Genomic DNA, 17679 nt, shown 5'->3' on the forward strand with positions numbered 1-17679 from the left:
GTTCTGTCCTTGCTTTGATACTCTAAGCAGAAAAGATTGTGCCCGGATCGGCATTTACAAGAGCAGCCCGCCAAATTCGGCGGTTCCACGCCGGTCCTACAATGGCCAGATCAGCGGGATCAGAAGCGAAGCCAGCAAACCAACTGTCAGATTCAGCGGAACGCCGACCTTCAGGAAGTCGGTAAACCGATACCCGCCGGGGCCATAGACCATCATATTGGTCTGATACCCGATCGGGGTAGCAAAAGACGCGGACGCCGCCACCATGACCGCCACCACCAACGGGCGCGGATCGATGCCGACCGCTTGTGCAAGTCCGATAGCGATAGGCGTCACCACAACTGCCACCGCATTGTTCGAAACCAGCTCGGTCAGAACGGATGTCAGCAGATAGACTGCCCATATAATCAGGAACGGCGGAAGGGCACTCAAGCCCGGCGCGATCGCCTCGACAATCAGGGATACGGCGCCGGATTTGTCTAGGGCCGCTCCGATTGCCAGCATCGAAAAGATGAGGGCCAGCAGCCGGCCTTCGATAAAGGAAAACGCCTCATCCGCGTCGATGCATCGGGTGATCAGAACGACGGCAACCGCAAGGATCGACAACAACAATATCGGTGCCACACCAAGGGCAGCCAGAGCGACGATGCCCACCAGAGCGCCGATGGCAATTGGCGCGTGACTGCGCCGGAACGCCCGCGCCGAAGGTTGGGAAACATCGACCATATCCATATCCGCCGCCAATCTCTGAATGTCCGCGGGCGCGCCCTCCAGCAGCAGGGTATCGCCCACGCGCACGATCAGATCATCCAGCTGACGTCCGATATTCTGGTTCCGGCGGTGCACGGCCAGCACGTAAACGCCATAGCGGCGGCGCAGGCGCAGCGCGCCAAGGGTTCGGCCAACCATGCGGCAGCCCGGTGTGATCAGAACCTCGACCGTCTTGGTTTCGACAGCGGAAACCTGATCGACCCGCTTGAGTTCCTTGTTGCGCTGAAGGCTGAGCAGCTCGGTCATCTCGGTCCGCAGAACAACGCGATCCCCGACTTTCAGGTTCACGTCCTTCAGATTTCGCCGCAGCGACTCGTCCCCCCGGATCACGTCGATCAGGCGGACTCCGGGGCGTTTGAACAGTTGCACGCCCATCACTTCTCGGTCGATCAGGTTGCTGTCAGGCGGCACCACCGCTTCGGTGAAGAACTTCATCTTCGAACGGTCGCTGAGCATTGTGGCCATACTGTCGCGTGCAGGCAGCAGGCGCGGCGCGATGAAGCGCAGGTAGACCATGCCGTAAATCACCAGAGCGATCCCCAACGGGGTCACTTCGAAGATGGTAAAGGGGGTCATTCCCTGCGCCCGGGCAACGCCGTCGACCAAAAGATTGGTCGAGGTGCCGATCAGCGTCAAGGTTCCGCCCAGAATGGCAGCATAGCTCAGCGGAATCAGCAACTTCGAAGCGGGCATGTTCAGCGTTCGTGCGATCTGTACGAACACCGGGATCATCACAACAACCACCGGTGTGTTGGACACGACGGCCGAGGCCAGAATGACGAACCCCATCAGCAGGCCAATTGCTATTCGTGGATTGACCTGCGCCTGTTTCTGCGCCGTCGATGTAAAGGCGTCCAACGCCCCGGTCCGGACCAGAGCGCCCATGATGATAAACATCGCGGCGATGGTCCACGGGGCCGGGTTGGACAAGACCGCAAGCGCGCTTTGGTAGGGCAGAATGCCGGTTACCAGCATCAGTGCGACCCCACCGATGGCAACGACCTCGGTCGGATAGATTTCGCGCAGGAACATGACGAACATGCCCGCGACAATCGCAAGCGCCAGTATCGCGCTGCCGGTGTCTGTCAATTGAAGGAATTGCATTCGTGGTATTCTGTCCGAACCCTAACCCGGCCTGAGCGCCTGACATGCAGTTTCACGCATTGCTCGGGGTTGAGCAAGCCTGTCATGCACCCGGCGGGCCTGCTTGTTGCAGCCGGCCGCCCACCCGCACCATGTGAATCGACTTGGCCTGACCGTCGCGATCATCGGTTTCGACAAAAACTCCGCTTAGCGTGGCTTCGCCATTCGCAGGTGTGAACCGGGCCTTGGGCATTCCGGTGATAAACCGCCTCATCGGCTCCTGCTTGTCCATGCCGATGACCGAATCGTAGTCTCCGCACATCCCGGCATCCGTCAGATAAGCCGTGCCGCCCGGCAATATCTGCGCATCTGCCGTCGGCACGTGAGTGTGCGTGCCGACCACAAGGCTGGCACGCCTGTCGCAATAGTGACCCATGGCCATTTTTTCGGACGTTGCCTCGCAATGCATGTCGACAATGATGGCCTGCGCCTGCCCGCCACGCGGATGCGACTTGAGGATCGGCTCAATGGCCGAGAACGGATCGTCAAAGGGCCGCTTCATGAACACCTGCCCCAAAACCTGCACAACCAGCACCTTGCGCCCACCCGGCGCGTTGAACAGACGATGCCCCCGACCGGGCGCACCCTTGGCGAAATTCACCGGTCGCACGATGCGCGATTCTTTCTCGATGAATTGCAGCATGTCTTTCTGGTCGAACGCATGATCGCCCAGTGTCAGGCAATCGGCCCCCGCATCCAGCAACAGCTTTGCGTGATCACCCGTAAGCCCCATCCCGTTCGAGGAGTTTTCACCGTTGACCACAACGAAATCCAGCCGCCATTCGTCGCGCAGACGCGGCAGATGCTGTTGTATGGCCGCGCGTCCCGCGCGGCCCATGACGTCACCCAGAAAAAGTATCCTCATTCAAACCGTCCTAAGTGTGGCATCAGGCAAGCACAAGCGGTTAAACTGTCTGCATAATCCGTCAATACACCCAACACAGGAGAATTTATATGTTCCGCATCTTTGTGGCGATGTTTGGTCTGGCTCCGCTGGCAGCATGTGATCAGCCTTCTTCCGGCGAGTCTTCCACTCAGCTGGCCAACCCGGCCGCGACCTTTTGCGTGGAAAGCGGCGCACGGTATGAGATCCGGGACGGTGCTGACGGCCAGTCCGGCGTCTGCATTCTGGAAGACGGGCGCGAAGTCGACGCTTGGGAATATTTCCGCGAAAACAACCCGGCCTGACGTTCAATCGGAAAAGGTCAGAACGCGGCTTTCAGTGATCACCATATCCAGCGGCTGATCTGTCGGCTCCAGAGGCAACCCCTCGGCCTGCTGTGCATCAAATGCAAACCCGATGGCCAACGTCGGGCGTTTGGCGCGCAGCCCCTCCAGCGTGCGATCATAGAACCCGCCGCCATAGCCCAGCCTGCCGCCCTGCGCGTCATAGGCAACCAGTGGCACGATCAGGATCTCGGGGTCGAAGTAGTCGTCGACCTCGGGCACTTTGGCGCCAAACGGCCCATCTTTCAAAACACCATCGGGGGTCCAACGGGAAAACCTCAGTGGTTGCCCCGCGGCCTGAATCACCGGAACGCCGACCGGCCCGTAGGCCGACGCCTCGGCCATTGCCGCCAGCGGGTCGATCTCGGTGCGGATCGGCATGTAGCCCGACAGCGGCACCCCGCGGTACCCGGCCAGCACCTCGGACAACCGCCCTGCCGCGCCGGGCATGCGCGTGTCAAACGCCGCCTTGCGGCGGGCGAAAGCGGCCTTTCGGGCGGCGGCCTTGATTTCTGTCAGATCGGTCGTTTCGGTCACAATAGCACCACGCTGGCAAGCCCCAGAAAGATGAAGAACCCCATGACATCCGTGGTTGTCGTCACAAAGGTTCCAGATGCCAGCGCCGGGTCAACACCCATACGGTCCAGCAAGACCGGTACTACCGTACCTGCAAAGCCCGCGATGATCATGTTCACGACCAGCGCGGACCCGATCACGACACCCAATAGCGGCGAATCGAACCACAACATGCCAACCGTGCCGAGAACGACCGCAAAACACAGACCGTTGAGCATCCCAACCAGCAACTCCCGCCGGATCACGCGCCTAACGTTCGAACCCGTCAGGTCGCGTGTTGCCAATGCACGCACGGCAACCGTCAGCGACTGAGTGCCCGCATTGCCGCCCATCGATGCAACGATCGGCATCAGAATCGCCAGAGCTACCAGTTGGTCGATGGCCGCTTCGAACTGCGAAATCACCAGCGAGGCACAGATGGCGGTACACAGGTTCACCGCCAGCCACGGCAGTCGGCGCCTGCTGGTCGCAGCCACGCTGTCGGACAGCGAGCTTTCGTCGCTAACCCCGGCCAGACGCAGGATGTCTTCCTCGTGTTCTTCGTCCAGAACAACCATCGCATCGTCGATGGTGATTACACCCACCAACCGCCCATCGTCATCCATGACCGGAGCCGAGATCAGGTGGTACTGGTTGAAGGCATAGGCCACATCCTCTTCGTCCTGATCGACGGGGATGGTATAGAATTCCTCTTCTGCGATGTCGCGCAGCGGAACTTCGCGCCGGGTTGCCATCAGTTTTCCCAGGGCGACCTGGGCCACCGGTTTCAGGCGGGGATCGATAAGAATGACGTGATAGAATTGCTCGGGCAGGTCGTCATTGGCGCGCATGAAATCAATGGCCTGACCCACCGTCCAATGCTCGGGCGCCATGACCACTTCGCGCTGCATGAGGCGACCGGCGGAATTTTCCGGGTAAGACAGCGCCTGCAGGGCAGCGATCCGCTCGGCACGCTCCAACGCGCCCAGGATGGCTTCCTGCTGAGGTTCCTCAAGGTCTTCCAGCAGGTCGACGACATCGTCGCTTTCCATATCGCGGACAGCATCGGCCAGAACATCCGGGCGCAAAACGCCAATCACTTCTTCCCGAACCACTTCATCCAGTTCGGAAAGAATGTCGCCGTCGAACTCCTTGTCATACAGCCGGATCAGCCGGGCACGATCGAACGGATTGATCTGCTCCAGAAGGTCGGCGATGTCAGCCGCGTGCAGCGGCTCCATCAATTCGACGAGTTTGTCGCGATCTTCTAAATCGACAGCGTAAAGGATGGCTGCCACAGTCCTGCGGTCCAGCGCGTAGACATCTTCGTCCTCGGCGGACTCGGTTACGGGTTCATCAAAGCCTGTTGTCATATGCTGCCCCCGCGAATTTCCATTTGCCCCTAATTAGAAGAAGCAGCTACCGGAAAACAATGACAATGCGCCAATTTACCGGCATCTTCCGCGCGCTTATGGTGTTTCGCGGTCTCAGCCGGGCGGAGGAAAGCGGAAATGGCGCAAAAAACACTGTTGAAGGGACGTGTCCTGAGCTTTTCGGGCTCACCTTTCGAAGGTGAACCGAAAGATGCCGTCACCATCAGCGAGGCGGTCGTCATCGATGAAGGCCATATCGCGGCCGTTGGTGACACCCGGAGCCTGACAGAAGCGCATCCGGATGCCGCAATCGTCGATCACGGACAGCACCTGATCATGGCAGGGTTCGTTGACGCGCATGTGCACTATCCGCAGACAGCCATGATTGCCAGCTGGGGCAAGCGGCTGATCGATTGGCTACACTCCTATACATTCCCCGAAGAGATGAAGTTTGGTGAAATCACCTATGCCAGCGAGATCGCCAACCGGTATCTGGACCTGACGGCTGCGCATGGGACAACAACGATGTGCAGTTTCTGCACCATCCACCCGGAAAGCGTCGACGCCTTTTTCACTGCGGCGCAGCAGCGTGGACAGCGGGTCGTGGCCGGCAAGACCTGTATGGATCGCAATGCACCCGAGGGTCTGCGCGACACGGCACAGACGGCCTATGATCAGTCCGAAGCACTGCTGGAGAAATGGCACGGCATCGACCGGCTGTCCTATGCCATTACGCCCCGTTTTTCACCAACTTCGACCCCGGAACAGCTTGAAGCCATGGGGGCATTGTGGGCCGAGCACCCACATTGCCTGATGCAGACGCACCTGAGCGAACAGACAGATGAGATCGAATGGGTCCGGTCGCTGTTTCCCGACGCGCGCGACTACCTGGACACCTACGAAAAGTTCGGCCTGCTGGCCAGCCATGGCCTGTATGGTCACGCCATTCATCTTGAGCCACGGGAACGCGACCGGTTGCGCGAACTGGATGCGGCCCTGATTCACTGCCCGACCTCGAACACGTTCATAGGCTCGGGCCTGTTCGACATGGCCGGGCTGATGAAAGACGGTCACCGGGTCGGGCTGGCGACGGATACCGGCGGAGGATCGAGTTTCTCGATGTTGCGGACAATGGCCGCAGCTTACGAGATCGGCCAGTTGCGCGGATCGCCGTTGCATGCGGCACAATTGTTGTGGCTGGCCACCGTCGGATCGGCCCGGTCGCTGCGAATGGACAATTGCATCGGCAATATCGCCCCGGGGATGGAGGCGGATCTGGTGGTTCTCGACCTGGCCTCGACCCCGGCCATTGCCCAGCGCGAAGCCTGCGCAGAAGACCTGTGGGAAGCCGTTTTCCCAACCATCATGATGGGGGATGACCGGGCCATTGCCGAGGTCCGGATTGCCGGCAAACCAGTCACGGTTTGAAGGAATACGCCTGACGGCGCATTCCTCCGGCAACGGAATTTCTGAACAGACGACGAGATCGACGCTTATCTGGCAAGCGCCCGCGCAAGTTCATTCTGGCGTTCGATCACGCGGGGCATGTCCAGCGTGGTTATGTGCCCATCTCGCACGATTTGTCTGCCTTCGACGAACAGATGTTTGACCCGAAACGGCCCCGCAAGCAGCAAGGCGGCCGGATCCCAGCTTCCCGCGCTTTCTATGCCGGATACATCCCAGATCGCGATATCGGCGCGTTTGCCCGGCATAAGCCGCCCGCAATCGGGGCGATTGAGCACGTCTGCACCGCCACGGGTTGCTATCTCGAGCGCTTCGCGGGCCGACATGGCATCCGCGCCATTCGCGACCCGCTGCAACAGCATCGCCTGCCGGGCCTCGGCCACCAGATTGCCGCCGTCATTGCTGGCCGACCCGTCAACGCCCAACGCAACCGGAACGCCCGCGTCGCGCATTGCGCGGACCGGCGCTATGCCTGACCCCAACCGGCAGTTTGAACACGGGCAATGCGCAACACCGGTGCGGGTTCGGGCAAACAGATCGATCTCGGCACTGTCCAGCTTGACGCAATGGGCGTGCCAGACGTCCGAACCGGTCCACCCCAACTCCTGCGCATATTGGCCCGGACGGCATCCGAATTGTGACTGGGAATATGCAATGTCTTCGTCATTTTCGGCCAGATGCGTGTGCAGCATCACGCGCTTGTCCCGTGCCAGCACCGCCGTGTCGCGCATAAGTTCACGACTGACCGAGAATGGTGAGCACGGGGCCAGACCGACGCGGCACATCGACCCTTCGGATGGATCGTGGAATTTGTCCACAACGCGGATCATGTCAGACAGAATATCCTGCTCTGCCTCGACCAACATGTCCGGCGGCAGACCACCATCGCTCTCACCGATACTCATCGCACCGCGTGTCGGATGAAAGCGCAGGCCCAGTTCGGCGGCGGCGGCGATGGTATCGTCCAGCCGCGCGCCATTGGGATAAAGATACAGATGATCGGAACTGAGCGTGCATCCCGAAAGCGCCAGTTCGGCCAATCCGATCTGAGCAGAGACGAACATCTCTTCCGGGCCAAAGCGGGACCAGATCGGGTAGAGTGTTTGCAGCCAGCCAAACAACAGCGCATCCTGACCTCCGGGAACCGCCCGGGTCAGAGTTTGGTAAAGGTGGTGGTGCGTATTCACCAGGCCGGGGGTCACGACGCAGCCCATAGCGTCGTGCACGTCACCGGTTGTGGTAAGCCCCTGCCCCAATTCAGCAATAACGCCGTCCCGGATCAGGATGTCCGCGCCATTCAGTTCCTGCCGATCGTCATTCATCGTCAGAATGAAATCGGCATTCTTTATTAGAGTATCAGTCAATTTGTGCCCTCCTGCATCAGTCCGTCTCGTGCAAGAAGTGCATGGGCTGGCGGAAAACGGACACAAGAACCAGCCATCGGCACTGTACCGGCTGCTGCGGGTGCCATCAACAGGTTTCAGAAATTGCGAAGAATCTCTAGCGCAGAGGCGTGGATGTCCGGGTTGGCAGCCGCCAGTGCGCGGCCTCCATTGTGGGCCGGTCTGCCCTGCCAATCTGTCACGATACCACCCGCCGCCTGAATGACGGCGATCGGCGCCTGAATGTCATAAGCGTTCAGTCCGGCCTCGATCACCAGATCAACCTGCCCTGCCGCCAGAAGGGCGTAGGCGTAACAGTCCATTCCATAACGGGTCAGTCTGGCTTGCTGAGACACCGCCTCAAACCCGGCCCGGTCTTCAGGCGTTCCAACTTCGGGAAAGGTTGTGAACACCATCGCCTGATCCAGCGATTGCGTAGACCGGGTCCTGAGCTGTCGGGTGCCTGTCGGGCCTGTGACCTGTGCCGCGTGTGCGGACCCCACGAACCGCTCACCAATATAAGGCTGGTCAATCACACCCAGGATCGGCCCGTCCTGCGTGCTCAAAGCAATCAAAACGCCCCATGTCGGGGTACCGCTGATGAACCCTCGCGTACCATCGATCGGATCAAGAACCCAGGTCCGCCCGCTGGTGCCGTCGGCATGGCCGAATTCCTCGCCGAAAATACCATCCTGCGGGCAGCGCCGCGCCAGAACGGCCCGCATCGCCTTTTCCGCCTCGCGGTCAGCGACGGTTACGGGGTCAAACCCATCAGCCAGTTTGTTGGACGTTTCAAGATCGGACTGCCGGAAGTAAGGAAGTATGGCCGCGCGCGCCGCATCGGCCATTTCCCCGGCGATTTCCAGATCGGTTGCTGAACTTTGATACATGCGCAACCCGTGCGGTCAGCGCGTTCCGAAGTCAAGCCTGCTGATCAGGCGACGTCACTGAGAACACGCGCCAGTTCGAACAGACGCCGGCGCTGGTTTTCCGGGATCGCGTAGTACGAGCGAACCAGATCCAAAGCTTCCTTATCTCCCATCAGATCGGCAGGCACCGATTTCTTCCCGGCATCTTCTTTCTGGGTTTCTTCCAGACCCTCAAAGAAAAAGCTGACCGGCACATCCAATGCTTCGGCGATGTCCCAAAGGCGCGAAGCGCTGATCCGGTTGGCCCCCGTTTCGTATTTCTGGATTTGCTGAAACTTGATACCAACCTGCTCGGCCAGCTGCTGCTGGGTCATGCCAATCAGCCAGCGGCGATGCCTTACGCGTTTGCCCACATGGACATCGACGTGATGAGTCATTGGTATTCTCCTCTACTACACACACAACTGCCGGGGGTTACGCAAAAAAACAAACGTGTTCGCCAACCTAGCGAGCCGCTGTTAACTATTCCCTAATTCAGGAATGTGCTCCCCCCGAAACAGCACCAGATTTCAATATCACCTCTTTTGTCTTTTTTTTCAAGAAGGTTGAATCAGTAACATCGTATAATGGTTTGTGGTTGTACAACCGCCGGTTTTGAGCGTTCTGTTTCCCGAACAGACACAATCCACGAAGCCCTATTATACATCATTCACGCGCCCTCTGGTAATTGATTGACATTCCCCCCGCATCGCTGACCTATGCGAAAAACAAGGAGCGCGACGATGCTGGCCTTTCGCCTTCAATCCGGAGAATCAACAGCCCGGCTCTGCAACATCGACGTCCCAAAGCCGGGGCGGGATCAGGTTCGGGTCGCTATTAAAGCGTGCGGATTGAATTTTGCGGATCTGCTTATGCAGAACGGCACCTATCAGGACACCCCGGATACTCCGTTTACGTTGGGCATGGAGATCGCGGGTATTGTTGATGAAATTGGAAACAATGTCTCTCATCTGAAGCCCGGGGACCGTGTTGCGGTCTATTCAGGTCAGGGTGGATTGGCCGAGTTTGGCGTATTCGATGCCGAAAGGGCGATTCTCCTGCCCGATCAGATCAACTTCGAGGACGCTGCCGCCATTCAGATTGCATACGGCACCAGCCATATCGCGTTGGATCATCGTGCGCGCCTGCAACCCGGCGAAACCCTTTTGGTCACCGGCGCGGCGGGCGGCGTCGGCCTGACTGCCGTCGAAATCGGCAAACTGATGGGCGCGACAGTGATTGCGCAGGCCCGTGGTTCTGAAAAGCTTGCGGTGGCCCGCGCGGCAGGTGCGGATCATCTCGTGGATGCCTCCGAAGACCTGCGCGCCCGCGTCAGGGAACTGGGTGGGGCGGACGTGGTTTATGATGCGATTGGCGGCGACGTGTTCAAAGCCGCCTTTCGTGCCACAAACCCCGAAGGCCGACTGCTACCGATCGGCTTTGCGGGTGGAGAGGTTCCACAAATTCCGGCCAACCATCTTCTGGTCAAGAACCTGACCGTGATCGGGCTTTATATCGGTGGGTATCTGAAATTCAGGCCGCAGATCGTGCGCGACAGCTTTGACACGCTGTTCCGTTGGCGCGCAGAAAGCCGGATCAAACCGCATATCAGCCACACCCTGCCACTGGAGGACGTGGAACAGGGCATGCGTTTGCTGAAAGAACGGAAATCAACCGGCAAGATCGTCATCACGATCTGAGGCCTGTCACCCGACCACGGCCTTCAATGGTGTGCCGCCCACCATGCGGAAATTCTGACGAACCAGCGACGCCAGCTCCTCGATCACCGCGCCGCGACCGGGATCCCCTCCGTAAAGGTTGATCATGTGGGCAGGCAGCTCTGGCAATGCCCCACCCGAGTCGATTTGCTGCAGATGCGCGGCCTCCGTTCCATCCAGCATTGCGTGAACGGCAAGATCGGCGCTGACGGTCGCTTCGATTGTACGGTCGTTTTCTGTTTCGACAGACAATTCCCAGGGGATACCCGCCGCGTCCAGCGCCGCAATGACCTGAGGCCGGAACAAACAGCGCCGACCAAGCGCCAAAGGCAATGGGCGCTTGCGCCACGCCGACCCGCCAGAAGCTCCAATCCAGCGCAACGGCAACTCGGCCACGGTTTCCGCACCTTCGGCCGCCGAGGCCTCGGTCGTCAGTATCAGATCACATTCGCCGCGCTTGTACATGTCCTTGAGTTGCAGCGAATAGGACGAAACCAGCTGGACGCGGACACGCGGAAAATCTGCGTTGAAACGCTGTAGCACGCGCGGGATCGCCGGATAAACAATGTCATGCGGCACGCCCAGCACGACTTCGCCTTCGAAAGCCTGATCGGTGAGTTTCGAGATCACTTCGTCGTTCAGGGCGATCATGCGGCGCGCGTAGGCCAGCAATTGTTCGCCCGACGCCGTCAACGCGATGGTTCTGCCGCTGCGATCCAGTAGCTCAAGGCCCAGAAGCTCCTCCAAACGCTTGAGCTGCATCGAAACCGCAGATTGCGTCAGGTGCAGAAAACCGGCGGCGCGTGTGACGCCGCCCTGATCGGCCACGGCAACGAAGGACCGCAAAGTGGTGATGTCCAAATTTCTCATTTCAATAATCCTGATGGTTCACGTCAAAAACATTCATTTTTAAAATGTGCCACAGTGATCCATATAAATCAAGGAAGTTGATGCAAACCGCATTAATCATCACCGAGCAAGGAAAGGACAATCGTTATGACCCAAATTGCAGCATCACACGAGCACGTATGCAAACAGCCATCGAAAGGCTTCAAATTGCGGGATCTTCTTGGCCTTGCCCGGCAGCGTCGTGACCTTGCCAAGCTGGATGGCAACGCACTGAAAGACATCGGCGTGACACACACCGAGGCCAGTCGCGAAGCAGCCCGCCCGTTCTGGGATGCTCCCGAAAACTGGCACAAACGTCTGTATTGACCGGCCAAGCATCGCGATCTGGCGGCAACTGAAACAATGCCGTCAGATTTGTCGAGTGTTTTAGCAGGTTTTGGGCGTAAAACTCTTGAAACATGTGCCTCACTCTCCGATATTTGCAGGGAAATCGGTCTGCAACTGCGGGCTGAACCAGAATTGCGAAGGGAGACCCTTAATGGCACAATTTGACACGATCCGGACGGCGACCGGTGCGCGCGCCGCCCAGATTGACGAGGGCCTGCGGGCCCACATGAACAAAGTCTACGGCACCATGTCCGTGGGCATGCTGATCACTTTCCTGGCTGCATGGGCCATCGCCGGCCTTGCGACCACAACTGATCCGTCTGCCGCGGCAGCTCAGCTGAGCGAGACCAAGTATCTGACGTCGCTCGGATACGCACTGTTCGCTTCGCCGCTTAAATGGGTGATCATGTTCGCTCCGCTGGCCTTCATCTTTGGCTTCAGCGCCGGGATCAATCGCCTGTCCGCAGCCGGCGCACAGACGGTGTTCTACCTGTTTGCCGCTGTCATGGGTGTATCGATCAGCTGGATCTTCCTGGTCTTCACCGGCCAGTCGATCATTCAGGTGTTCCTGATCACCGCGATCGCCTTCGCGGGCCTGTCGCTGTATGGTTACACCACCAAAAAAGACCTTTCGGCGATGGGTACGTTCCTGATCATGGGCGTGATCGGCCTGATCGTGGCGTCGATCGTCAACATCTTCATCGCCTCGTCTGCCATGGCTTTCGCCATTTCGGTCATCGGCGTTCTGATCTTTGCCGGTCTGACCGCGTATGACACGCAGAACATCAAGGCCACATACCTGCAAATGGCCCACTCGGGTGATCAGGAATGGCTGGGCAAAGCCGCCATCATGGGCGCGCTGAGCCTGTATCTGGACTTCATCAACATGTTCATGTTCCTGCTCCAGCTGTTTGGCAACCGCGAATAACGCGGCGCACAATCCAATACGAAAGGGCGGGTCCGAAAGACCCGCCCTTTTCTTTTGCGGAAAGAAAACCAATGACGATCCAGGATATCCGGCCAGATCAGGCCCATCTGATTTTACCCCTGCTGCACCAGGTTCATGACCTGCATCTGGAACATCAGCCTGAAAGATACGCAGCGCTGCCGGCGGATGCCGAGCTGGCCGACTACCTGCAATCCCAGCTCATGCAACCCAACCTGTTCGCTGTCGGCTTTTTCGAAAGCGACAAGCTGCTGGGTTACGCCATTTTCGAGATTTCCCGGCGTCCCGCGTCACCCTTTCACCCGGTTGATACCCGCGCTGTTCTCCACCAGATCAGCGTCGACAGGGCCGCGCGCCGCCGTGGCATCGGCACCGCGCTGCTGGAAACCGTCAAATCGCGGCTGAGGCAGGTGGGCGGAAGCGTTCTCACGGCCTCGGTCGCCAGTTTCAACGCCCCGTCCCAGGCCCTTATGGCCCATTCCGGGCTGAACCATTCTCTGACCACGATGGAATGGCGCGATCCGATCCCTCAATGAAAAAGCTCCACCGAAAAGGTGGGGCCCAATCAAATTCGTTGTCAGCCCGGGTATCAGCTACAGTTCAGAGGCACCGCAAAACCGGAGCTGCGACTGTCAGACCCTTTCCGGTAAACTTCGCCAGCTGGCAGGCACCCGGTGAACCGTTCCGTGTTGGCGCCAAACGCCGCTCCGGTGGAACTGTCCACTTTTCCACCGTTGCTGGCGGTGCGCAGAACCCCGAAAAGCGTGCCGTTTACGCTGACAGTGCTCAGGTACAGGTTGTTGCCCTGGGTAGACAATTGAACCGCGCTGACATCGGATTGCCCGCCATTGGCAATCGCCACACCGGCGATTTTTGACAATTCAGTCTCATCCGAGACGACCGAAACGGTCGGAATTTTCGCAAGTTCCGCAGGTACATTGGTCGCTGGCGGTGCAAATGCAACTGCGCCTTCGACTTCCGAGACCGTGCGCGGTTCACCATCAATGCCGGTAAAACCAACGCCCTGGCGGTTGAACGGGTCCTCACAGGCCGACAGGCTCAGAACGAGGGTCGAAGATAACAAGATTTTTTTCATGGCGCTCAACGTTTTGTGGCGGTTTGCTCAACCGTAGCGGCAGGTCGCCACGAAAAGCAAGACGCCGGCGATGCGATTGGGCCATATGCTGATGCTCTGCTGCAACGGCCATGGACGTGCATAGGAAAGCACAAACGCGCTTGTGAAACGTTGAAAAACGAAAAAGGGTCCTGCTTCGCAGAACCCTTTAACTGTGTCCGGCAGGACAGGCAGATTACTTGATCTTGCCTTCCTTGTACTCGACATGCTTGCGAGCGACCGGGTCGTATTTACGAATGGTCATCTTCTCGGTCATGGTGCGAGCGTTTTTCTTGGTCACGTAGAAGTGGCCCGTGCCCGCGGTCGAGTTCAGACGGATCTTGATTGTCGTCGGCTTCGCCATGGTTATCTCCTGCGTCCGAAAAGGCAGGGGCCTTTCGGTTGAATTCCTATGAGCGTGCGCTTTTACGCGCTGCACAGCCCATGTCAAGGGCTATCGCGCGCATCGAGGCAGCAGAAGTTGGGATGGCCTTATGCAGGAAGTGTCGGTGCCCCCATATAGGTATGAATCTGATTACATTCCGCGTCCGACAGCCCCAATGCGGTTGCCAGCTGACGCAGGTATGACGCCTCACGCGCGTTATCCAGACGAATCGCAGCCAGAGACGTGGCGTATATCTGTGTTTTCAAAGGTCCGCCCGCAGCGGCCGCCAAGCCCATGACATCAATCGGCGCGTTCAGTTGTTCTTGAACGAAGGCCCGCTCCTCATCGCTGATGTCGTCGCCCAACTCTCCCAGAATTGTTTCTTTCTCATGGGTGTCCAGTTCACCATCCGCCTTGGCCGCCTGAATCATCGCCCGCAGCATCAGCTTGGCCTGCTCCTCCATGACGGCGCCACCGGGTGTTCCCCGGAACACGGTATCCATCATGTCCGCCGTTTGCTGGCTGCCCGACCTTGCCGCGCCTTGCATGGCGTTCATCAGACCGCCCAGCCCAGCGGCACCTGCCGGGTTGACCATACCCAGCTTGCCGATCATCTCCTGAAGTCCGGCGGCCCCGCCGGGCATGCCGAACTGCTCGGCCATCTTGCCAAGCTGGTCCATGCCAAATCCGCCCCCCGCACCCTGCATTGCATCCTGCAGGCCGGCCATACCACCCATCTGCTTGTATTTCTCCAGTCCTTTCGCGGCAGCAAACCCTACGGCCACCGAGGCAAGTGCTTTCATGAAACTCATAATCGTCCTCCCGATTCAAAAATTACTCCTTACCGCACCTACTCAGACGCCCTTGAACCCTGCCTTCGAAATTCGTCGGACAACGGCTGGACTGTTGCGGACTGAAAACTCAGCAGACACAAGACTATACGAAAACGAAAAACCATGTTCGCGCTTGTGCATTTCCATCATTAAATTGGCGCTTTCCCGCACATGCGGAGCTTCAATTGCCCGGATCACGAATTCGTGATACCGTGCCGCCAGTTCAAAGACCCAAGAAGCCATCTAAGCGCTTAACGCTTGAGGCACCAAAAACAGGCGAAACCTCTGTCAGCAGAGTTTTAAGGCATGTTTTTCTGGGGGGCTATCATGACAGAATGGACTATTCAGGGGGAAGAGCTGGCCAATTGTAACTGCAATTTCGGTTGTCCTTGCCAGTTCAGCGTACTTCCCACACATGGGAATTGCGAAGCGGTTGTCGTCTTTGACATTGAAGCTGGCAAATATGGCGATACCGATCTGGCGGGCTTACGCGCTGCCGGCGTCTATTACTGGCCCGGACCGATCCACGAAGGCGGCGGTCAGATGCAGCTTATCATCGACGAAAGCGCCAGTCCCGATCAGCGGGCGGCCCTGCAAGCGATCATGACCGGCGAGGACACCGATGAAATGGCCACCATGTGGTACGTCTACAGTGCCATGGCCCCGCAGAAACACGAAACTCTGTACCTTCCGATCGAGCTGGACTGGGATCGCGAGGAACGCAAGGGGTTCGCGAAAGTCCACGGTATCTTCGACGTTGAGGTCAACCCGATCCCGCATATCGTATCCGGAGCGCCGCACCGCGCATCCATCCAGCTGCCGAACGGGTTCGAGTACCGCCACGCGGAATCCGCCGCAGGTACGACGAGAACATCAGGGGGTGCCATAAGCCTGACATTTGATGCCACCCACGCGCACTTGGCGCATCTCAACATTTCCGGCCACGGTGTTTTGGGCGCTTAACAGGGGCGTCGCATGACACGAAACTCTGACGCACCGCCCGTGGCGGTCGCTGAGCGGTTGCTGCGACAGGACAGGCTGATCGTTCTGGTCAGTGTCTTGGTCATCGTTCTCGGGGCCTCATGGTACACGATTGCCGGGATCGGCATGAACATGTCTGCCGTCGAAATGACAAGGATGGCCCGGCCAATCGGTGAGCCCATGCAGATGCCGGTCGACCGGCCATGGAGCCTGCCCTACGCGCTGCTCATCTTTTTGATGTGGTGGGTCATGATGATCGCCATGATGACCCCCAGCGCGGCCCCTGTTGTCCTGTTGTTCCTGGCCCTCAAACGTGTCGGCGCTGACAAGGCTGATGCGGCCCGCCTCAGCTTGCTGTTCCTCGCAGGATACCTAATCGCCTGGGCAGGCTTCAGCCTGCTTGCGACACTGGCGCAATGGGGTCTTGAGCATGTCGGCCTGTCTGATGGCCCCATGATGACCGTCCGGTCAAAGGCATTTGCAGGCTGTGTCCTGATTGCGGCTGGCCTCTATCAGCTTTCATCGCTCAAATCCGCTTGTCTGCGACATTGCCAAAGCCCCGCCCGGTTTCTAGCCGAACACAATCGGCCCGGCGCATCGGGTGCGTTCAGCATGGGCGTCATTCACGGGACATTTTGTCTGGGCTGCTGCTGGGCCCTGATGCTCTTGCTGTTCGTCGGCGGCATCATGAACCTCTACTGGATTGTCGCCATCGCAATTTACGTTGCGCTGGAAAAACTTCTGCCCCGAGCCCGCTGGCTGATCCCGGCGACGGGCATCGGGTTGATTGCAACAGGTGCCTGGGTGCTGGCAAGCGCGATAACTTCCGGCACCTAGGCTCTCAAACGGCCAGGGAACCGGCCGAATTCAGGGTTCCGTCACATTGATCCCAGGAGGAGAAAATGCCTTTATTCATAACTTACGCCACCTATTCCCAATCCGGCATCAAGGGAATGCTGCAAAAGCCATCAGACCGCACCGCGCCGGTCAAAGCCCTGCTTGACAAGGTGGGCGGCAAGCTGCTGGCATTCTATATGACCACCGGATCGAACGATGTGGTTGTGATCAGTGAGGCACCTGACGGCACCGACGCAGTTGCGGTCGGAATGGCCGTCGGCGCATCGGGCGCCGTCGACAAGATAGAGACGGTCCGCGCGTGGACGGCAGAGGATTTTGTTGCCATCACGGAAAAAGCGGCGGCCCTCACCGGTGCCTACACACCACCCGGAGGATAGGAGGATACGCGCGGAGGGCCTGTAAGCCGGATCTTGTTCCGGGGTTGCCCCCTTCGATGACCATTCCTCTAGGCCGCACATTGCTGAGCGGCTCAAGCTGCCAACCCGGTCCCTCTCGGCCAAGACGCGCTTAGCGGCGGTATCGGCTTGCGCCGACCGGCCCGCGCGGGGACCCTATTTGGCATTGCTCCCGGTGGGGCTTGCCGTGCCGCCGCTGTTGCCAGCGGCGCGGTGGGCTCTTACCCCACCGTTTCATCCTTACCCTGCAAGCAAGGCGGTTTGTTTTCTGTGGCGCTTTCCGTCGGGTTGCCCCGCCCGGGCGTTACCCGGCACCGTTGCCTTGTGGAGTCCGGACTTTCCTCTCGGGCTTGCACCCCAGCGGCCATCCGGCCCTCCGCGCTGACGTTG

At 59.0% G+C, this 17679-nt stretch carries 21 protein-coding genes and 1 other RNA gene; 9 read left to right on the forward strand and 13 right to left on the reverse strand.

What is annotated here, in order from left to right; genetic code table 11:
* Window positions 1–96 precede the first annotated feature (96 nt).
* Window positions 97–1875 (reverse strand): SLC13 family permease, encoded by a 1779-nt coding sequence (locus ACR0FE_RS04365; protein ID WP_170805291.1) that lies wholly within the window; start codon window positions 1873–1875, stop codon window positions 97–99.
* 82 nt (window positions 1876–1957) lie between these two features.
* Window positions 1958–2779: a TIGR00282 family metallophosphoesterase gene (locus ACR0FE_RS04370; RefSeq protein WP_480911301.1), complete on the reverse strand. Its 822-nt coding sequence runs from the start codon at window positions 2777–2779 to the stop codon at window positions 1958–1960.
* Between the two features lie 89 nt (window positions 2780–2868).
* On the opposite strand from ACR0FE_RS04370, the gene ACR0FE_RS04375 reads away from it, so the two are divergent.
* Window positions 2869–3102 carry a DUF333 domain-containing protein gene (locus tag ACR0FE_RS04375; protein ID WP_170682013.1) on the forward strand — a complete coding sequence of 78 codons (234 nt, stop codon included), beginning with the start codon at window positions 2869–2871 and terminating at the stop codon, window positions 3100–3102.
* A gap of 3 nt (window positions 3103–3105) precedes the next feature.
* Here the strand turns inward: ACR0FE_RS04375 and ACR0FE_RS04380 are convergent, their stop codons facing one another.
* Both ACR0FE_RS04380 and mgtE read right to left on the reverse strand, forming a co-directional pair.
* Window positions 3106–3678: a 5-formyltetrahydrofolate cyclo-ligase gene (locus ACR0FE_RS04380; RefSeq protein ID WP_170682014.1), complete on the reverse strand. Its 573-nt coding sequence runs from the start codon at window positions 3676–3678 to the stop codon at window positions 3106–3108.
* Window positions 3675–5069, reverse strand: coding sequence for a magnesium transporter (gene mgtE, locus ACR0FE_RS04385; protein WP_480911304.1), 1395 nt, complete (start codon window positions 5067–5069; stop codon window positions 3675–3677). The genes ACR0FE_RS04380 and mgtE overlap by 4 nt, the downstream gene beginning before the upstream one ends.
* Before the next feature lie 138 nt (window positions 5070–5207).
* Between mgtE and guaD the strand changes: the two genes are divergently transcribed.
* On the forward strand, window positions 5208–6497 hold the full coding sequence (gene guaD, locus ACR0FE_RS04390; protein ID WP_480911306.1) for a guanine deaminase: 1290 nt from the start codon (window positions 5208–5210) through the stop codon (window positions 6495–6497).
* 65 nt (window positions 6498–6562) lie between these two features.
* On the opposite strand, the gene ACR0FE_RS04395 is transcribed toward guaD, so the two are convergent.
* The 3 genes from ACR0FE_RS04395 to ACR0FE_RS04405 form a co-directional block, all read right to left on the reverse strand.
* Complete coding sequence (locus ACR0FE_RS04395) at window positions 6563–7897, reverse strand: 8-oxoguanine deaminase (protein WP_480911308.1); 1335 nt, start codon at window positions 7895–7897, stop codon at window positions 6563–6565.
* 116 nt (window positions 7898–8013) lie between these two features.
* Window positions 8014–8805, reverse strand: a complete 792-nt coding sequence (gene hisN, locus ACR0FE_RS04400) for a histidinol-phosphatase (protein ID WP_170609886.1) — start codon at window positions 8803–8805, stop codon at window positions 8014–8016.
* 44 nt (window positions 8806–8849) lie between these two features.
* Window positions 8850–9221, reverse strand: coding sequence for a helix-turn-helix domain-containing protein (locus ACR0FE_RS04405; RefSeq protein WP_170609884.1), 372 nt, complete (start codon window positions 9219–9221; stop codon window positions 8850–8852).
* Between the two features lie 345 nt (window positions 9222–9566).
* On the opposite strand from ACR0FE_RS04405, the gene ACR0FE_RS04410 reads away from it, so the two are divergent.
* Entirely contained in the window at window positions 9567–10523 is a 957-nt protein-coding gene (locus ACR0FE_RS04410; RefSeq protein ID WP_480911310.1) for an NADPH:quinone oxidoreductase family protein, read from the forward strand.
* A 6-nt stretch (window positions 10524–10529) separates the two neighbouring features.
* On the opposite strand, the gene ACR0FE_RS04415 is transcribed toward ACR0FE_RS04410, so the two are convergent.
* Window positions 10530–11411: a LysR family transcriptional regulator gene (locus ACR0FE_RS04415; protein ID WP_170609881.1), complete on the reverse strand. Its 882-nt coding sequence runs from the start codon at window positions 11409–11411 to the stop codon at window positions 10530–10532.
* A gap of 126 nt (window positions 11412–11537) precedes the next feature.
* Here ACR0FE_RS04415 and ACR0FE_RS04420 point away from each other — a divergent pair, with 126 nt between their 5' ends.
* The 3 genes from ACR0FE_RS04420 (at window position 11538) to ACR0FE_RS04430 (ending at window position 13259) form a co-directional block, all read left to right on the forward strand.
* Complete coding sequence (locus ACR0FE_RS04420) at window positions 11538–11756, forward strand: DUF1127 domain-containing protein (RefSeq protein ID WP_170609879.1); 219 nt, start codon at window positions 11538–11540, stop codon at window positions 11754–11756.
* Between the two features lie 172 nt (window positions 11757–11928).
* Window positions 11929–12705 carry a Bax inhibitor-1/YccA family protein gene (locus tag ACR0FE_RS04425; RefSeq protein WP_170609877.1) on the forward strand — a complete coding sequence of 259 codons (777 nt, stop codon included), beginning with the start codon at window positions 11929–11931 and terminating at the stop codon, window positions 12703–12705.
* Window positions 12706–12776: 71 nt separating this feature from the next.
* Entirely contained in the window at window positions 12777–13259 is a 483-nt protein-coding gene (locus ACR0FE_RS04430) for an N-acetyltransferase family protein (RefSeq protein WP_480911313.1), read from the forward strand.
* 53 nt (window positions 13260–13312) lie between these two features.
* On the opposite strand, the gene ACR0FE_RS04435 is transcribed toward ACR0FE_RS04430, so the two are convergent.
* The 4 genes from ACR0FE_RS04435 to ACR0FE_RS04450 all read right to left on the reverse strand — a co-directional run bounded on the left by ACR0FE_RS04435 (window position 13313) and on the right by ACR0FE_RS04450 (window position 15298).
* A complete protein-coding gene (locus tag ACR0FE_RS04435) occupies window positions 13313–13819 on the reverse strand; it encodes a hypothetical protein (protein WP_170609874.1) in 507 nt (168 codons plus the stop codon).
* Between the two features lie 214 nt (window positions 13820–14033).
* Entirely contained in the window at window positions 14034–14201 is a 168-nt protein-coding gene (gene rpmG / locus ACR0FE_RS04440; protein WP_010441901.1) for a 50S ribosomal protein L33, read from the reverse strand.
* Between the two features lie 128 nt (window positions 14202–14329).
* Entirely contained in the window at window positions 14330–15034 is a 705-nt protein-coding gene (locus tag ACR0FE_RS04445; RefSeq protein WP_321252040.1) for a DUF533 domain-containing protein, read from the reverse strand.
* A gap of 42 nt (window positions 15035–15076) precedes the next feature.
* On the reverse strand, window positions 15077–15298 hold the full coding sequence (locus ACR0FE_RS04450) for a hypothetical protein (protein ID WP_480911316.1): 222 nt from the start codon (window positions 15296–15298) through the stop codon (window positions 15077–15079).
* An 84-nt stretch (window positions 15299–15382) separates the two neighbouring features.
* Here ACR0FE_RS04450 and ACR0FE_RS04455 point away from each other — a divergent pair, with 84 nt between their 5' ends.
* The 3 genes from ACR0FE_RS04455 (at window position 15383) to ACR0FE_RS04465 (ending at window position 17271) form a co-directional block, all read left to right on the forward strand.
* Complete coding sequence (locus tag ACR0FE_RS04455; protein WP_170609870.1) at window positions 15383–16018, forward strand: DUF1326 domain-containing protein; 636 nt, start codon at window positions 15383–15385, stop codon at window positions 16016–16018.
* Window positions 16019–16030: 12 nt separating this feature from the next.
* Window positions 16031–16873, forward strand: a complete 843-nt coding sequence (locus ACR0FE_RS04460) for a DUF2182 domain-containing protein (protein WP_480911318.1) — start codon at window positions 16031–16033, stop codon at window positions 16871–16873.
* Between the two features lie 65 nt (window positions 16874–16938).
* The gene (locus tag ACR0FE_RS04465; RefSeq protein WP_170609866.1) at window positions 16939–17271 is read left to right on the forward strand and encodes a GYD domain-containing protein; all 333 of its coding nucleotides are present in this window, start codon (window positions 16939–16941) and stop codon (window positions 17269–17271) included.
* A gap of 6 nt (window positions 17272–17277) precedes the next feature.
* Here the strand turns inward: ACR0FE_RS04465 and rnpB are convergent.
* Window positions 17278–17669, reverse strand: an RNA gene (rnpB, locus tag ACR0FE_RS04470) — RNase P RNA component class A.
* Window positions 17670–17679: the final 10 nt, after the last annotated feature.

This window comes from Ruegeria sp. K7, from assembly GCF_056531785.1.

Coding starts and splice junctions, on each gene's coding strand:
- ACR0FE_RS04445 (WP_321252040.1), bottom strand. CDS start 15,034: ATGAGTTTCATGAAAGCACTTGCCTCGGTGGCCGTAGGGTTTGCTGCC.
- ACR0FE_RS04465 (WP_170609866.1), top strand. CDS start 16,939: ATGCCTTTATTCATAACTTACGCCACCTATTCCCAATCCGGCATCAAG.
- mgtE (WP_480911304.1), bottom strand. CDS start 5,069: ATGACAACAGGCTTTGATGAACCCGTAACCGAGTCCGCCGAGGACGAA.
- ACR0FE_RS04410 (WP_480911310.1), top strand. CDS start 9,567: ATGCTGGCCTTTCGCCTTCAATCCGGAGAATCAACAGCCCGGCTCTGC.
- rpmG (WP_010441901.1), bottom strand. CDS start 14,201: ATGGCGAAGCCGACGACAATCAAGATCCGTCTGAACTCGACCGCGGGC.
- ACR0FE_RS04415 (WP_170609881.1), bottom strand. CDS start 11,411: ATGAGAAATTTGGACATCACCACTTTGCGGTCCTTCGTTGCCGTGGCC.
- hisN (WP_170609886.1), bottom strand. CDS start 8,805: ATGTATCAAAGTTCAGCAACCGATCTGGAAATCGCCGGGGAAATGGCC.
- ACR0FE_RS04365 (WP_170805291.1), bottom strand. CDS start 1,875: ATGCAATTCCTTCAATTGACAGACACCGGCAGCGCGATACTGGCGCTT.
- ACR0FE_RS04370 (WP_480911301.1), bottom strand. CDS start 2,779: ATGAGGATACTTTTTCTGGGTGACGTCATGGGCCGCGCGGGACGCGCG.
- ACR0FE_RS04435 (WP_170609874.1), bottom strand. CDS start 13,819: ATGAAAAAAATCTTGTTATCTTCGACCCTCGTTCTGAGCCTGTCGGCC.
- ACR0FE_RS04420 (WP_170609879.1), top strand. CDS start 11,538: ATGACCCAAATTGCAGCATCACACGAGCACGTATGCAAACAGCCATCG.
- ACR0FE_RS04405 (WP_170609884.1), bottom strand. CDS start 9,221: ATGACTCATCACGTCGATGTCCATGTGGGCAAACGCGTAAGGCATCGC.
- ACR0FE_RS04455 (WP_170609870.1), top strand. CDS start 15,383: ATGACAGAATGGACTATTCAGGGGGAAGAGCTGGCCAATTGTAACTGC.
- ACR0FE_RS04450 (WP_480911316.1), bottom strand. CDS start 15,298: ATGGCTTCTTGGGTCTTTGAACTGGCGGCACGGTATCACGAATTCGTG.
- ACR0FE_RS04425 (WP_170609877.1), top strand. CDS start 11,929: ATGGCACAATTTGACACGATCCGGACGGCGACCGGTGCGCGCGCCGCC.
- ACR0FE_RS04460 (WP_480911318.1), top strand. CDS start 16,031: ATGACACGAAACTCTGACGCACCGCCCGTGGCGGTCGCTGAGCGGTTG.
- ACR0FE_RS04375 (WP_170682013.1), top strand. CDS start 2,869: ATGTTCCGCATCTTTGTGGCGATGTTTGGTCTGGCTCCGCTGGCAGCA.
- ACR0FE_RS04430 (WP_480911313.1), top strand. CDS start 12,777: ATGACGATCCAGGATATCCGGCCAGATCAGGCCCATCTGATTTTACCC.
- guaD (WP_480911306.1), top strand. CDS start 5,208: ATGGCGCAAAAAACACTGTTGAAGGGACGTGTCCTGAGCTTTTCGGGC.